The sequence below is a fragment of the Kluyvera ascorbata ATCC 33433 genome, assembly GCF_000735365.1.
In the GTDB taxonomy this organism is placed as follows: domain Bacteria; phylum Pseudomonadota; class Gammaproteobacteria; order Enterobacterales; family Enterobacteriaceae; genus Kluyvera; species Kluyvera ascorbata.
Map to the genome: position 1 here is coordinate 60570 of NZ_JMPL01000006.1, position 14847 is coordinate 75416.

Genomic DNA, 14847 nt, shown 5'->3' on the forward strand with positions numbered 1-14847 from the left:
GGCTTTTTTGCGAGACAAAGATACGTAAAATCCTTCAGGTTTTCCTGACGGATGAAGTGTATGGCTGTATTCCGGGGTACCGCTCATCCCTTTTCATGGATTAAAAACGCGTTATGTTGTCTGCTAATCAACCAACCAGCGAGAGTCAGCCAGCCCACGGTTGCCGCCATGTGGCAATCATTATGGATGGCAATGGTCGCTGGGCGAAAAAGCAAGGTAAGATTCGCGCCTTTGGCCATAAAGCCGGGGCGAAATCCGTGCGCCGAGCCGTATCCTATGCGGCGAGCAACGGTATTGAGGCATTAACGCTATACGCATTCAGCAGTGAAAACTGGAATCGCCCTGAGCAAGAGGTGAGTGCGTTGATGGAGCTGTTCGTTTGGGCACTGGACAGCGAAGTGAAAAGTCTGCACCGCCATAATGTTCGGCTGCGGATTATTGGCGATACCCGTCGGTTTAATTCGCGCCTGCAGGAGCGAATTCGTAAAGCGGAAGCGCTGACGGAAAATAATACGGGGCTAACATTGAACATTGCTGCTAATTATGGCGGTCGATGGGATATTGTTCAGGGAGTTCAGCGCTTAGCCGAACAGGTTCAGGAAGGGGAGCTCCGCCCCGATCAAATTAGTGAAGAACTGCTTTCTCAGCAGATCTGCATGCATGAACTGGCTCCCGTAGATTTAGTAATTAGGACCGGGGGAGAACATCGGATCAGTAACTTTCTTATCTGGCAAATTGCCTATGCTGAACTTTACTTTACAGATGTTCTTTGGCCCGATTTCGATGAACAAGACTTTGAAGGTGCGCTGCATGCTTTCGCTAATCGAGAGCGACGTTTCGGTGGCACCGAGCCTGGTGGCGACAAGGCCTGATGGGGGTAGCTTTTGCTGAAGTATCGCCTGATTTCTGCATTGATTTTAATACCGGTTGTTATTGCAGCCCTGTTTTTGCTGCCGCCTGGCGGCTTCGCTATTGTTACGCTGGTCGTTTGTATGCTGGCGGCATGGGAATGGGGGCAATTAAGCGGTTTCACCTCGCGGACACAGCGCGTGTGGCTGGCGGTACTCTGTGGCCTGTTGCTGGCGGTGATGCTCTTCTTAATTCCGGAATATCACCATAATATCCATCAGCCGGTCGTTGAAACTTCGCTGTGGGCCTCCCTGATTTGGTGGGTTGTCGCCTTGCTGCTGGTCCTTTCCTATCCAGGGTCCGCTGCTATCTGGCGTCAATCCAAGGTACTGCGACTGGTCTTCGGCATCGTTACGATTGTCCCGTTTTTCTGGGGAATGCTGGCGCTGCGCTCCTGGCATTATGATGAAAACCACTACAGCGGCGCGCTGTGGCTGCTTTACGTCATGATTCTGGTATGGGGCGCTGACTCCGGGGCCTACATGTTTGGTAAGCTTTTTGGCAAACATAAGCTGGCACCGAAGGTTTCTCCGGGCAAAACCTGGCAAGGCTTCTTTGGCGGCCTGGTGACGGCGGCAATCATTTCCTGGGCCTATGGCCTGTGGGCAAATCTGGACGTTGCCCCATCCACACTGTTAACCTGTTCCATCGTTGCAGCGCTGGCTTCGGTATTGGGCGATCTCACTGAGAGCATGTTCAAACGTGAAGCTGGCATCAAAGATAGCGGGCATCTTATCCCAGGCCACGGCGGGATACTTGACCGCATTGACAGCCTGACGGCGGCAGTTCCGGTGTTCGCCTGCTTGCTGCTGCTGGTTTTCAGGACGATCTAACGGATGGACTTATGCTGAGCATTCTCTGGAACCTTGCCGCGTTTATTATCGCGCTAGGGGTATTGATCACCGTACATGAATTTGGTCACTTCTGGGTTGCTCGGCGCTGTGGTATCCGTGTAGAGCGCTTTTCCATTGGTTTTGGTAAAGCGCTCTGGCGCCGCGTTGATAAACGCGGCACTGAATTTGTTATCGCCCTTATCCCGCTGGGCGGTTACGTCAAAATGCTCGACGAGCGCGTTGACGCAGTGGCGCCTGAGATGCGTCATATGGCGTTCAACAACAAAACGGTGGGCCAGCGAGCCGCCGTTATCGCCGCCGGCCCTATCGCCAACTTCCTCTTTGCTATCTTCGCCTACTGGCTGGTGTTCATCATCGGTGTCCCTGGTATTCGTCCAGTAGTTGGTGAAATAACCGCCAATTCCATCGCCGCAGAAGCACAAATTGCACCAGGCACGGAACTTAAAGCCGTAGATGGTATCGAAACGCCTGATTGGGATGCTGTACGTATGGCGTTAGTGGCGAAAATTGGTGATGAAAGCACCACCCTCACCGTTTCCCCTTTCGGCAGCGAGCAGCGGCAGGATAAAATCCTCAACCTGCGGCATTGGGCGTTTGAACCGGATAAACAAGATCCGGTGACTTCGCTCGGTATTCGCCCTCGTGGCGCGCAGATTGAACCAGTGCTGGCAGAGGTGCAATCTGACTCTGCGGCGCGTAAAGCCGGTTTACAAGCAGGGGATCGGATCGTTACAGTCAACGGTCAACCGCTGACGCAATGGATGACGTTTGTCACGCTGGTACGCGACAATCCAGGCAAAGCGTTACAGCTGGAGATCGAAAGGCAGGGGACTCTCTTGTCTTTAACTCTGATACCGGATACAAAACACGGTAACGGAAAAGCGGAAGGGTTCGCAGGGGTAGTACCGAAAGTTATCCCGCTGCCTGAGGAATATAAGACAGTGCGCCAGTATGGGCCGTTCAGCGCTATCGTCGAAGCCACGGAGAAAACCGGGCAGTTGATGAAGCTGACCGTCAGTATGCTGGGAAAATTGATCACCGGTGACGTCAAACTGAACAACCTCAGTGGGCCGATTTCGATCGCCCAGGGGGCTGGGATGTCTGCGGAGTATGGGCTGATTTACTACCTGATGTTTCTTGCACTCATCAGCGTGAATTTAGGCATAATCAACCTGTTCCCGCTCCCTGTTTTAGATGGGGGACACTTGCTGTTTTTAGCGATTGAGAAGCTGAAAGGCGGCCCGGTATCCGAGCGAGTTCAAGACTTTAGTTACCGCATCGGCTCGATTCTGCTGATGCTGTTAATGGGGCTTGCACTTTTCAATGATTTCTCTCGGTTGTAAGAGAGTTAGTTAGGAAGAACGCATAATAACGATGGCGATGAAAAAGTTGCTTATAGCGTCGCTGCTGTTTAGCAGCGCGACCGTGTACGGTGCTGACGGGTTCGTGGTGAAGGACATTCATTTCGAAGGCTTGCAGCGTGTCGCTGTTGGTGCGGCCCTTCTCAGTATGCCAGTACGTCCTGGCGATACCGTCTCTGATGATGATATCAGTAACACCATTCGCGCCCTGTTTGCTACGGGCAACTTTGAGGATGTTCGCGTCCTGAGAGACGGCGATGTGTTACTGGTGCAGGTCAAAGAACGCCCAACAATTGCTAGCATCACCTTCTCCGGCAACAAGTCGGTGAAAGATGACATGCTAAAACAGAACCTCGAAGCTTCTGGCGTTCGTGTTGGCGAATCTCTCGACCGTACAACCCTCTCCGATATCGAAAAAGGACTGGAAGATTTCTACTACAGCGTCGGTAAGTATAGCGCGAGCGTGAAGGCGGTTGTTACGCCGCTGCCGCGTAACCGTGTCGACCTGAAGCTGGTCTTCCAGGAAGGGGTTTCCGCCCAGATCCAACAGATCAATATCGTTGGTAACCATGCGTTCAGCACCGAAGATCTGATCTCAACCTTCCAGCTGCGTGACGAAGTGCCGTGGTGGAACGTGGTTGGCGATCGTAAATACCAGAAACAGAAGCTGGCGGGTGACCTTGAAACCCTGCGCAGCTACTACCTGGATCGCGGTTACGCCCGTTTCAACATCGATTCCACGCAGGTGAGCCTGACGCCGGATAAAAAAGGCATCTACATCACCGTTAACATCACCGAAGGCGACCAGTACAAACTGTCTGGCGTACAGGTGACGGGTAACCTGGCAGGGCACTCGGCTGAAATTGAGAGCCTGACTAAGATTGAGCCAGGTGAACTCTATAACGGCGCGAAAGTGACCAAAATGGAAGATAACATTAAGAAACTTCTTGGTCGCTACGGCTACGCGTATCCACGCGTACAGTCTCAGCCTGAAATTAATGACACGGATAAAACGGTTAAGCTGCACATCAACGTCGATGCAGGTAACCGCTTCTACGTGCGTAACATCCGCTTTGTCGGTAACGACACGTCAAAAGATTCCGTTCTGCGTCGCGAAATGCGCCAGATGGAAGGGGCGTGGCTGGGCGGTGATTTAGTTGACCAGGGTAAAGATCGTCTGAACCGTCTGGGCTACTTCGAAACCGTCGACACTGAAACCCAACGCGTACCGGGCAGCCCGGATCAGGTGGATGTGGTTTACAAGGTCAAAGAGCGTAACACCGGTAGCTTCAACTTCGGTATTGGCTACGGTACGGAAAGCGGCGTGAGCTTCCAGGCAGGCGTTCAGCAGGATAACTGGTTAGGTACCGGTTATTCCGTCGGTATCAACGGTACCAAGAACGACTACCAGACCTATACCGAGCTTTCTGTGACCAACCCGTACTTTACGGTGGATGGTGTTAGCCTTGGTGGCCGTGTCTTCTACAATGACTTTAAAGCGGATGATGCTGACCTGTCGTCCTATACCAACAAAAGTTATGGTGTAGACGGTACGCTGGGCTTCCCGATTAACGAATACAACTCACTGCGTGCGGGTCTGGGCTATGTCCACAACGACCTGTCCAATATGGAACCGCAGGTGGCGATGTGGCGTTATCTGGACTCTATCGGCCAGACGGCGGGTAAAACCAGCGATGATAACGGCTTCAGTGCTAACGATTTCACCTTTAACTACGGTTGGACCTATAACCGACTTGACCGCGGCTACTTCCCAACGGACGGTTCGCGCGTCAACCTGAACGGTAAGGTTACAATCCCAGGCTCCGATAACGAGTTCTATAAGGTAACGCTGGATACGGCGTCCTACTTCCCGCTGGATGAAGATCATAAGTGGGTGGTTCTGGGTCGTACCAAGTGGGGCTACGGTGACGGTTTAGGCGGTAAAGAACTGCCGTTCTATGAGAACTTCTATGCTGGTGGTTCAAGCACCGTGCGTGGCTTCCAGTCCAACACCATCGGTCCGAAAGCGGTCTATTATGGTGCATCAGGCTTGGATAACTGCGACCAGAAAGGTGGTTACTGTAAGTCCGACGATGCGGTCGGTGGTAACGCCATGGGCGTGGCCAGCCTTGAGCTGATCGTACCAACGCCATTTATCAGCGATAAATACGCGAACTCGGTGCGTACCTCATTCTTCTGGGATGCGGGTACCGTGTGGGATACCAATTGGAACCCTTCAGGGCTTCCGAGCAGCATTCCAGACTACAGCGATCCGAGCAATATCCGTATGTCCGCGGGTATCGCATTACAATGGATGTCCCCATTAGGGCCGTTGGTCTTCTCCTACGCCCAGCCGTATAAGAAATACGAGGGAGACAAATCCGAGCAGTTCCAGTTCAACATTGGTAAAACCTGGTAATTGCTCTTTGCAAAGGAATGCAAGTTCAGTGTAGTTTTGCTGGCATTAGGCGATAGCGTCAAGGTGGCTTCGGCCACCAAAAGAACAGTACCCTCGGGTACATATGGGATGGTAAGGAGTATTATTGTGAAAAAGTGGTTAGTCGCTGCAGGTCTGGGTTTAGCAATGGCTGCATCTGCTCAAGCAGCAGATAAAATTGCAATTGTTAACATGGGTAGCCTGTTCCAGCAAGTTGCACAGAAAACGGGCGTTTCCAGCACCCTGGAAAACGAATTCAAAGGCCGTGCTGGCGAACTTCAGCGCATGGAAGGTGACCTGCAATCTAAAATGCAGCGTCTGCAGTCTATGAAAGCAGGTGCCGATCGCACCAAGCTGGAAAAAGACATCACTTCCCAGCGTCAGACTTTCTCCCAGAAAGCGCAGTCCTTTGAACAGGACCGTCAGCGTCGCACCAACGAAGAACGTGGCAAACTGGTTACTCGTATCCAGACTGCTGTGAAATCCGTTGCTGCAAGCCAGAGCATTGACCTGGTTGTTGATGCTAACGCCGTTGCATTCAACAGCAGCGATGTAAAAGACATCACCGCTGATGTACTGAAACAGGTTAAATAAGTAATGCCTTCAATTCGACTGGCTGACTTAGCTCAGCAGTTGGATGCGGAATTACACGGTGATGGCGATATCGTCATCACCGCTGTCGCGTCCATGCAATCCGCTAAAGCGGGCCATATCACGTTCCTGGTTAATCCTAAGTACCGTGATCACCTGTCTGCGTGCGAAGCGTCGGCGATTGTCCTGACGCAAGAATTACTGCCTTTTGCCAAAGGCGCTGCGTTGGTAGTGAAGAATCCCTACCTGACTTACGCACGTATGGCTCAAATTTTAGATACCACGCCACAGCCAGCACAGGATATCGCTACGAGCGCGGTGATTAGTCCGTCTGCGGTACTCGGTAACAACGTCTCCATCGGTCCGAATGCGGTGATTGAGTCTGACGTTGTGCTCGGTGATAACGTTGTGATTGGGGCGGGGTGTTTCGTTGGTAAAAAAACGAAAATTGGCGCAGGTTCACGTCTGTGGGCAAACGTCACCATTTACCACGAAGTCGAGATCGGTGAGAATTGCCTGATCCAATCCAGCACCGTCATTGGCGCGGATGGTTTTGGCTACGCCAACGATCGTGGAAATTGGGTGAAGATCCCTCAGCTTGGTCGCGTCATTATTGGCGATCGCGTAGAGATCGGCGCCTGTACAACGATCGACCGCGGTGCGCTGGATGATACACAGATCGGCAACGGTGTTATCATTGATAACCAGTGCCAGATTGCGCACAACGTGGTGATTGGCGACAATACCGCGGTTGCTGGCGGTGTTATTATGGCCGGCAGCCTGAAAATTGGCCGTTACTGCATGATTGGCGGTGCCAGCGTCATCAACGGTCACATGGAAATCTGCGACAAAGTGACAGTAACCGGTATGGGCATGGTTATGCGTCCAATTACCGAACCTGGCGTTTACTCGTCAGGTATCCCGCTCCAGCCTAATAAGGCATGGCGCAAAACTGCCGCGCTGGTGATGAATATTGATGAAATGAGCAAGCGTCTCAAAGCTGTTGAACGCAAGCTTGATAATCAAGACTAATTTTCATCTGTATCGCATGATACTTTCCGGCCTGTCGGCATTCTTGTAATCCGGCAGGCCGTGTTATTATTGCCCCTTAGTATATTTTGACAGGAAGAGTATTTTGACTACTGACACTCATACTCTGCACATTGAAGAGATTTTAGAACTTCTGCCACACCGCTACCCGTTCTTACTGGTAGACCGCGTGCTGGATTTTGAAGAAGGTCGTTTTCTGCGCGCAGTGAAAAATGTTTCCGTAAATGAGCCGTTTTTCCAGGGCCACTTCCCTGGCAAACCGATTTTACCGGGCGTGCTGATTCTGGAAGCGATGGCTCAGGCAACCGGTATTCTGGCGTTTAAAAGCGTTGGTAAACTGGAGCCTGGCGAGCTGTACTACTTTGCTGGTATCGATGAAGCGCGCTTCAAGCGTCCTGTCGTGCCTGGCGATCAGATGATTATGGAAGTCACCTTCGAGAAAACTCGCCGTGGCCTGACTCGCTTTAAAGGCGTTGCGCTGGTAGACGGTAAAGTAGTTTGCGAAGCGACGATGATGTGTGCGCGTAGCCGGGAGGCCTGATCCGTGATTGATAAAACCGCCTTTATCCATCCTACCGCCATTGTGGAAGACGGTGCCGTTATCGGCGCTAACGCCCACATTGGTCCGTTTTGTATTGTGGGGCCAAACGTCGTTATCGGCGAAGGCACCGTACTGAAGTCTCACGTTGTTGTTAACGGCCATACCACTATTGGTCGTGATAATGAGATCTATCAGTTCGCCTCTATCGGGGAAGTTAACCAGGACCTGAAATATGCTGGTGAACCGACTCGCGTGGAAATTGGCGATCGCAACCGCATCCGCGAAAGCGTCACCATTCATCGTGGCACAGAACAGGGCGGTGGATTGACGAAGGTGGGCAGCGATAACCTGCTGATGATCAACGCTCACGTAGCGCACGATTGTACCGTAGGTAACCGCTGTATCCTGGCCAATAACGCGACGCTCGCGGGTCACGTATCGCTGGATGATTTTGTTATCATCGGCGGCATGACCGCAGTGCACCAGTTCTGCATTATTGGTGCGCACGTGATGGTCGGCGGCTGTTCTGGCGTTGCTCAGGATGTGCCTCCGTACGTTATTGCTCAGGGCAACCACGCGACGCCGTTTGGCGTCAACATCGAAGGCCTGAAGCGTCGTGGCTTTAGCCGCGAAGCGATCACCGCGATCCGCAACGCCTATAAAGCGTTGTACCGCAGTGGCAAAACGTTGGACGAAGCTAAACCGGAAATCGCCGAACTGGCGAAGCAGTACCCGGAAGTTCAACCATTCAGCGATTTCTTCGCCCGCTCTACGCGTGGCCTGATTCGTTAATGATTGAGCAGCGTCCGCTAACGATTGCCCTGGTCGCCGGAGAAACCTCCGGCGATATTCTTGGTGCAGGTCTGATTCGCGCCCTCAAGGCGCGAGTTCCCAACGCCCGTTTTGTTGGCGTTGCGGGTCCGCGTATGCAGGCTGAAGGTTGTGAAGCCTGGTACGAAATGGAAGAGCTGGCGGTGATGGGCATCGTTGAAGTGCTGGGGCGACTGCGTCGTCTGCTGCACATTCGCGCTGACCTGACCAAACGCTTTACCGATCTCAAGCCCGACGTCTTTGTCGGCATTGATGCCCCCGATTTCAATATCACCCTTGAGGGCAACCTTAAGAAACAGGGCATTAAAACTATCCACTACGTCAGCCCGTCCGTCTGGGCCTGGCGACAGAAACGCGTCTTCAAAATTGGCAGAGCTACCGATCTGGTGCTCGCATTTCTGCCTTTTGAAAAAGCGTTTTATGACAAATTTAACGTCCCGTGCCGCTTTATCGGTCATACCATGGCAGATGCCATGCCGCTTGACCCCGATAAAAACGCCGCCCGTGATACGCTGGGTATCGCCCACGACGTGCACTGTCTGGCGCTGTTACCCGGCAGCCGCGGTGCCGAAGTGGAAATGCTCAGCGCAGACTTTTTAAAAACGGCACAGCTGTTGCGTCAGCAGTACCCCGACCTTGAAGTGGTGGTGCCGCTGGTGAATGCAAAACGTCGCGAGCAGTTTGAACGTATCAAGGCCGACGTCGCGCCGGATCTTTCCGTGCATATGCTGGACGGCATGGCGCGCGAAGCAATGATCGCTAGCGATGCCGCATTGCTGGCATCCGGGACGGCGGCGCTAGAATGTATGCTGGCAAAATGTCCGATGGTCGTCGGCTATCGCATGAAGCCGTTTACCTTCTGGCTTGCTCAGCGTTTGGTGAAAACCGATTACGTTTCCCTGCCAAACCTGCTTGCCGGCCGTGAGCTGGTGAAAGAGTTACTGCAGGATGAGTGTCAGCCGCAGGCGCTAGCCGATGCGTTGCAGCCGTTGCTGGCAAACGGTAAGACTAGCCACGCGATGCACGATACCTTCCGCGACCTGCACCTGCAAATTCGCTGCAATGCGGATGAACAGGCGGCAGATGCGGTGCTGGAGCTTGCACAATGATTGAATTTGAATATCCCCACACCCATTTAGTCGCGGGTGTGGATGAAGTTGGTCGCGGCCCGCTGATTGGCGCGGTGGTGACCGCAGCGGTCATACTCGACCCTGCTCGCCCGATTGTCGGCCTGAACGACTCCAAGAAGCTGAGCGAAAAACGCCGCCTGGCGCTGTTTGACGAAATCAAAGAAAAAGCGCTGTGCTGGAGCCTTGGCCGCGCGGAGCCGCATGAAATCGACGAACTGAACATTCTGCATGCCACCATGCTGGCGATGCAGCGTGCCGTTGCCGGGCTCTCTATCCCGCCGGAATATGTGCTGATCGACGGCAACCGCTGTCCGGCGCTGCCAATGCCATCCATGGCTGTGGTGAAAGGCGATAGCCGAGTGGCGGAAATCAGCGCGGCGTCTATTCTCGCTAAAGTGACGCGAGATGCCGAGATGACCGAGCTGGATAAAGTGTTCCCGCAGTACGGTTTTGCCCAGCATAAGGGCTATCCAACCGCTTTCCATCTGGAAGCGCTGGCGCAATATGGCGCTACCGAACATCATCGACGCAGCTTTGCTCCCGTCAAACGTGCACTGGGACTTGCGTCCTGATTCGTGTGTCGTGAATAAGTAAACCGGAATCTAAAGATGGCTGAACCACGTTTCGTGCACCTGCGGGTGCATAGCGACTACTCCATGATCGATGGGTTGGCAAAAACCGGGCCGCTGGTGAAAAAGGCGGCCGCGCTTGGCATGCCTGCACTGGCGATCACCGATTTTACTAACCTGTGCGGCCTGGTGAAGTTCTACGGAGCGGGCCATGGTGCAGGGATCAAGCCGATCGTCGGCGCGGATTTTAACGTTCAGAGCGAACTGTTCGGCGATGAACTCACCCATTTAACGGTGCTGGCGGCCAATAACACCGGCTACCAGAACCTGACGCTGCTGATCTCCAAAGCCTACCAGCGCGGCTACGGCGCGGCCGGTCCGATCATCGATCGTGACTGGCTACTTGAGCTGAAAGAGGGGCTCATTTTGCTGTCCGGCGGCCGTATGGGCGACGTCGGGCGTGCCCTGTTGCGCGGTAATATGGCGCTGGTGGAGCAGTGCGTTGGTTTTTATGAAGAACATTTCCCAAACTGTTATTTCCTTGAGCTGATTCGTACCGGCCGCCAGGATGAAGAGTCGTACCTGCATGCGGCGGTGGAGCTCGCGGAAACGCGCGGTCTGCCGGTGGTGGCGACTAACGATGTACGCTTCCTCGAGCCGGGAGATTTCGACGCGCACGAAATTCGCGTCGCCATCCACGATGGTTTTACCCTCGACGATCCAAAGCGTCCGCGTAACTACTCTGCGCAGCAGTATATGCGCAGTGAAGAGGAGATGTGCGAGCTGTTCTCCGACATCCCGGAAGCGCTGGAAAACACCGTTGAGATAGCTAAACGCTGCAACGTGACGGTGCGCTTGGGTGAGTACTTCCTGCCGCAGTTCCCGACCGGTGATATGACCACCGAGGACTTCCTCGTGGCGAAGTCGAAAGAGGGGCTGGAGGAGCGTCTTGAGTTCCTGTTCCCGGATCCGGAAGAGCGCGCCAAACGCCGCCCGGAATATGACGAACGTCTCGACGTTGAACTCAAAGTTATCAACCAGATGGGGTTCCCTGGCTACTTCCTGATCGTAATGGAGTTTATCCAGTGGTCAAAAGATAACGGCGTACCGGTAGGGCCGGGACGTGGTTCCGGTGCGGGCTCACTGGTGGCCTATGCGCTGAAAATTACCGACCTTGATCCGCTCGAACTCGACCTGCTGTTCGAACGTTTCCTTAACCCGGAACGTGTCTCGATGCCCGACTTCGACGTCGACTTCTGCATGGAGAAACGCGACCAGGTTATTGAGCACGTGGCGGAGATGTATGGACGTGATGCGGTATCGCAGATCATCACCTTCGGTACCATGGCGGCGAAAGCGGTTATCCGCGACGTAGGCCGCGTACTGGGTCACCCGTACGGCTTCGTTGACCGTATCTCCAAGCTGGTGCCGCCCGATCCGGGCATGACGCTGGCGAAAGCGTTTGAAGTTGAACCGCAGCTGCCGGAAATTTACGAGGCGGATGAAGAAGTTCGCGCGCTGATAGACATGGCGCGTAAGCTGGAAGGGGTCACCCGAAACGCCGGTAAACACGCTGGTGGCGTGGTTATCGCACCAACCAAAATTACCGATTTTGCGCCGCTGTACTGTGACGAGCAGGGTCTGCACCCGGTTACTCAGTTCGATAAGAACGACGTGGAATACGCGGGGCTCGTGAAGTTTGACTTCCTCGGCCTGCGTACGCTTACCATCATTAACTGGGCGCTGGAGATGATCAACGCCCGTCGTGAGCGTAACGGCGAGCCGCCGCTGGATATCGCGGCCATTCCGCTCGACGATAAGAAAAGCTTTGATATGCTGCAGCGCTCGGAGACCACCGCGGTCTTCCAGCTTGAATCCCGCGGCATGAAAGATCTGATTAAACGTCTGCAGCCTGACTGCTTCGAAGATATGATCGCGCTGGTGGCCTTGTTCCGTCCAGGCCCGCTGCAGTCGGGGATGGTAGATAACTTTATCGACCGTAAGCACGGGCGTGAAGAGATCTCATACCCAGACGTACAGTGGCAGCACGAATGTCTGAAACCAGTACTGGAGCCAACCTACGGCATTATCCTGTATCAGGAACAGGTTATGCAGATTGCCCAGGAGCTTTCCGGCTATACCCTCGGCGGCGCGGATATGCTGCGTCGTGCAATGGGTAAGAAGAAGCCGGAAGAGATGGCCAAGCAGCGCGGCACCTTCGAAGAAGGGGCGAAAAGTCGCGGTGTTGACGGCGAACTGGCGATGAAAATCTTCGACCTGGTAGAGAAATTCGCCGGTTACGGGTTTAACAAATCGCACTCCGCTGCTTATGCTTTAGTGTCCTATCAGACGCTGTGGCTGAAAGCGCACTATCCGGCCGAGTTTATGGCGGCGGTAATGACTGCCGATATGGATAACACCGAGAAGGTGGTCGGGCTGGTGGATGAATGCTGGCGAATGGGGCTAAAAATCCTGCCGCCGGATATCAATTCCGGTTTATATCATTTCCACGTTAATCATGACGGGGAAATCGTGTATGGTATCGGCGCCATTAAAGGCGTGGGCGAAGGCCCAATCGAAGCCATTATCGAAGCGCGTAATAACGGTGGCTATTTCCGCGAGCTGTTTGACCTTTGTGCGCGCACCGATACGAAAAAGCTTAACCGTCGGGTGCTGGAAAAATTGATTATGTCCGGGGCGTTCGACCGCCTTGGCCCACACCGCGCCGCGCTGATGAATTCGCTGGGCGATGCGTTAAAAGCGGCTGACCAGCACGCGAAAGCAGAAGCTATTGGTCAGGCCGATATGTTCGGCGTGTTGGCGGAAGAGCCGGAGCAAATTGAGCAGTCGTACGCGAACTGCATGCCCTGGCCTGAACACACGGTACTGGAAGGTGAGCGTGAAACGTTAGGTTTATACTTAACGGGTCACCCGATTAACCAGTATCTTAAAGAAATTGAGCGCTATGTCGGCGGCTATCGCCTAAAAGACATGCATCCGACAGAACGTGGTAAAGTGACCACGGCTGCGGGGCTCGTGATTGCCTCAAGGGTTATGGTCACCAAGAGAGGCAATCGTATCGGTATCTGCACCCTGGATGACCGATCCGGACGGCTAGAAGTGATGTTATTCACCGAAGCCCTGGAAAAATACCAGCATCTGCTGGAAAACGACCGCATACTTATCGTCAGCGGACAGGTCAGCTTTGATGACTTCAGCGGCGGCCTTAAAATGATGGCCCGCGAAGTGATGGACATTGACGAAGCCCGGGAAAAATACGCTCGCGGGCTTGCTATCTCGCTGACGGACAGGCAAATTGATGACCAGCTTTTAAACCGACTCCGTCAGTCTCTGGAACCCCATCGTTCGGGAACCATTCCAGTACATCTCTACTATCAGAGGGCGGATGCACGTGCGCGGTTGCGTTTCGGTGCAACCTGGCGTGTCTCTCCGAGCGATCGTTTACTCAACGATCTGCGTGGCCTCATCGGTTCGGAGCAGGTGGAACTGGAGTTTGACTAATACAGGAATACTATGAGTCTGAATTTCCTTGATTTTGAACAGCCGATTGCAGAGCTGGAAGCGAAAATCGATTCTCTGACTGCGGTTAGCCGTCAGGATGAGAAACTGGATATTAATATCGACGAAGAAGTGCATCGTCTGCGTGAAAAAAGCGTAGAGCTGACGCGCAAAATCTTTGCCGATCTCGGCGCATGGCAGGTAGCCCAACTGGCGCGCCATCCGCAGCGCCCGTACACCCTGGATTATGTCCGCCTGGCGTTTGATGAATTTGACGAACTGGCGGGCGATCGCGCCTATGCTGACGATAAAGCTATCGTCGGCGGTATCGCACGTCTGGACGGTCGTCCGGTGATGATTATTGGTCATCAGAAAGGTCGCGAAACCAAAGAGAAAATCCGTCGTAACTTCGGCATGCCAGCGCCGGAAGGCTACCGTAAAGCCCTGCGTCTGATGGAGATGGCTGAGCGTTTCAATATGCCTATCATCACCTTCATCGACACCCCGGGTGCATACCCTGGCGTGGGCGCAGAAGAGCGCGGTCAGTCTGAAGCCATCGCCCGCAACCTGCGTGAGATGTCTCGCCTGAGCGTACCGGTCATCTGTACCGTTATCGGCGAAGGCGGCTCCGGCGGCGCGTTGGCTATCGGTGTGGGCGATAAAGTGAATATGCTGCAGTACAGCACCTATTCCGTTATCTCTCCGGAAGGTTGCGCTTCCATTCTGTGGAAAAGCGCCGACAAAGCGCCGCTGGCTGCTGAAGCCATGGGCATCATCGCGCCGCGTCTGAAAGAGCTGAAACTTATCGACGCTATCGTTCCAGAACCGCTGGGCGGCGCACACCGTAACCCAGAGGTGATGGCGGCCTCCCTGAAGGCACAGCTGTTGGCTGACCTCGCGGATCTCGACGTACTGAGCAAAGAAGACCTGCTTAACCGTCGCTATCAGCGTCTGATGAGCTACGGTTACGCATAATTAACCGCAACACATTTTGTAAGAGGCCGGATAATCCGGCCTCTTTTTTTTTGTGTGTGAGAAAAAATGAGATGGCAATG

General features: G+C 53.8%; 12 protein-coding genes. All 12 read left to right on the top strand.

Annotation, left to right across the window (positions count from 1 at the left end; all coding sequences use genetic code 11):
• Window positions 1-113 precede the first annotated feature (113 nt).
• The 12 genes from ispU (at window position 114) to accA (ending at window position 14767) form a co-directional block, all read left to right on the top strand.
• Complete coding sequence (ispU, locus tag GKAS_RS03230) at window positions 114-872, top strand: (2E,6E)-farnesyl-diphosphate-specific ditrans,polycis-undecaprenyl-diphosphate synthase (protein WP_072011334.1); 759 nt, start codon at window positions 114-116, stop codon at window positions 870-872.
• Window positions 873-884: 12 nt separating this feature from the next.
• Window positions 885-1742 (top strand): phosphatidate cytidylyltransferase, encoded by an 858-nt coding sequence (cdsA, locus tag GKAS_RS03235; protein WP_035891965.1) that lies wholly within the window; start codon window positions 885-887, stop codon window positions 1740-1742.
• 11 nt (window positions 1743-1753) lie between these two features.
• Complete coding sequence (gene rseP / locus GKAS_RS03240; RefSeq protein ID WP_035891966.1) at window positions 1754-3106, top strand: sigma E protease regulator RseP; 1353 nt, start codon at window positions 1754-1756, stop codon at window positions 3104-3106.
• Between the two features lie 31 nt (window positions 3107-3137).
• Window positions 3138-5543 carry an outer membrane protein assembly factor BamA gene (gene bamA / locus GKAS_RS03245; RefSeq protein WP_035891967.1) on the top strand — a complete coding sequence of 802 codons (2406 nt, stop codon included), beginning with the start codon at window positions 3138-3140 and terminating at the stop codon, window positions 5541-5543.
• A 126-nt stretch (window positions 5544-5669) separates the two neighbouring features.
• Window positions 5670-6155, top strand: a complete 486-nt coding sequence (skp, locus tag GKAS_RS03250; RefSeq protein WP_035891968.1) for a molecular chaperone Skp — start codon at window positions 5670-5672, stop codon at window positions 6153-6155.
• Between the two features lie 3 nt (window positions 6156-6158).
• Complete coding sequence (gene lpxD, locus GKAS_RS03255) at window positions 6159-7184, top strand: UDP-3-O-(3-hydroxymyristoyl)glucosamine N-acyltransferase (protein WP_035891969.1); 1026 nt, start codon at window positions 6159-6161, stop codon at window positions 7182-7184.
• A gap of 103 nt (window positions 7185-7287) precedes the next feature.
• Window positions 7288-7743 (top strand): 3-hydroxyacyl-ACP dehydratase FabZ, encoded by a 456-nt coding sequence (gene fabZ / locus GKAS_RS03260; RefSeq protein ID WP_004145858.1) that lies wholly within the window; start codon window positions 7288-7290, stop codon window positions 7741-7743.
• 3 nt (window positions 7744-7746) lie between these two features.
• The gene (lpxA, locus tag GKAS_RS03265; RefSeq protein WP_035891970.1) at window positions 7747-8535 is read left to right on the top strand and encodes an acyl-ACP--UDP-N-acetylglucosamine O-acyltransferase; all 789 of its coding nucleotides are present in this window, start codon (window positions 7747-7749) and stop codon (window positions 8533-8535) included.
• Window positions 8535-9683, top strand: coding sequence for a lipid-A-disaccharide synthase (gene lpxB, locus GKAS_RS03270; RefSeq protein ID WP_035891971.1), 1149 nt, complete (start codon window positions 8535-8537; stop codon window positions 9681-9683). Before lpxA ends, lpxB begins: the two co-directional genes overlap by 1 nt.
• Entirely contained in the window at window positions 9680-10276 is a 597-nt protein-coding gene (gene rnhB / locus GKAS_RS03275) for a ribonuclease HII (RefSeq protein WP_035891972.1), read from the top strand. The genes lpxB and rnhB overlap by 4 nt, the downstream gene beginning before the upstream one ends.
• Before the next feature lie 36 nt (window positions 10277-10312).
• The gene (dnaE, locus tag GKAS_RS03280) at window positions 10313-13795 is read left to right on the top strand and encodes a DNA polymerase III subunit alpha (protein WP_035891973.1); all 3483 of its coding nucleotides are present in this window, start codon (window positions 10313-10315) and stop codon (window positions 13793-13795) included.
• A 12-nt stretch (window positions 13796-13807) separates the two neighbouring features.
• Window positions 13808-14767, top strand: a complete 960-nt coding sequence (gene accA / locus GKAS_RS03285; protein ID WP_035891974.1) for an acetyl-CoA carboxylase carboxyl transferase subunit alpha — start codon at window positions 13808-13810, stop codon at window positions 14765-14767.
• The last annotated feature ends 80 nt before the right edge of the window (window positions 14768-14847 follow it).

Excerpts from the sequence above, each read along its gene's own strand:
- dnaE (WP_035891973.1), top strand. The coding sequence starts at position 10,313 with ATGGCTGAACCACGTTTCGTGCACCTGCGGGTGCATAGCGACTACTCC.
- lpxB (WP_035891971.1), top strand. The coding sequence starts at position 8,535 with ATGATTGAGCAGCGTCCGCTAACGATTGCCCTGGTCGCCGGAGAAACC.
- rnhB (WP_035891972.1), top strand. The coding sequence starts at position 9,680 with ATGATTGAATTTGAATATCCCCACACCCATTTAGTCGCGGGTGTGGAT.
- rseP (WP_035891966.1), top strand. The coding sequence starts at position 1,754 with ATGCTGAGCATTCTCTGGAACCTTGCCGCGTTTATTATCGCGCTAGGG.
- accA (WP_035891974.1), top strand. The coding sequence starts at position 13,808 with ATGAGTCTGAATTTCCTTGATTTTGAACAGCCGATTGCAGAGCTGGAA.
- bamA (WP_035891967.1), top strand. The coding sequence starts at position 3,138 with ATGGCGATGAAAAAGTTGCTTATAGCGTCGCTGCTGTTTAGCAGCGCG.
- lpxD (WP_035891969.1), top strand. The coding sequence starts at position 6,159 with ATGCCTTCAATTCGACTGGCTGACTTAGCTCAGCAGTTGGATGCGGAA.
- ispU (WP_072011334.1), top strand. The coding sequence starts at position 114 with ATGTTGTCTGCTAATCAACCAACCAGCGAGAGTCAGCCAGCCCACGGT.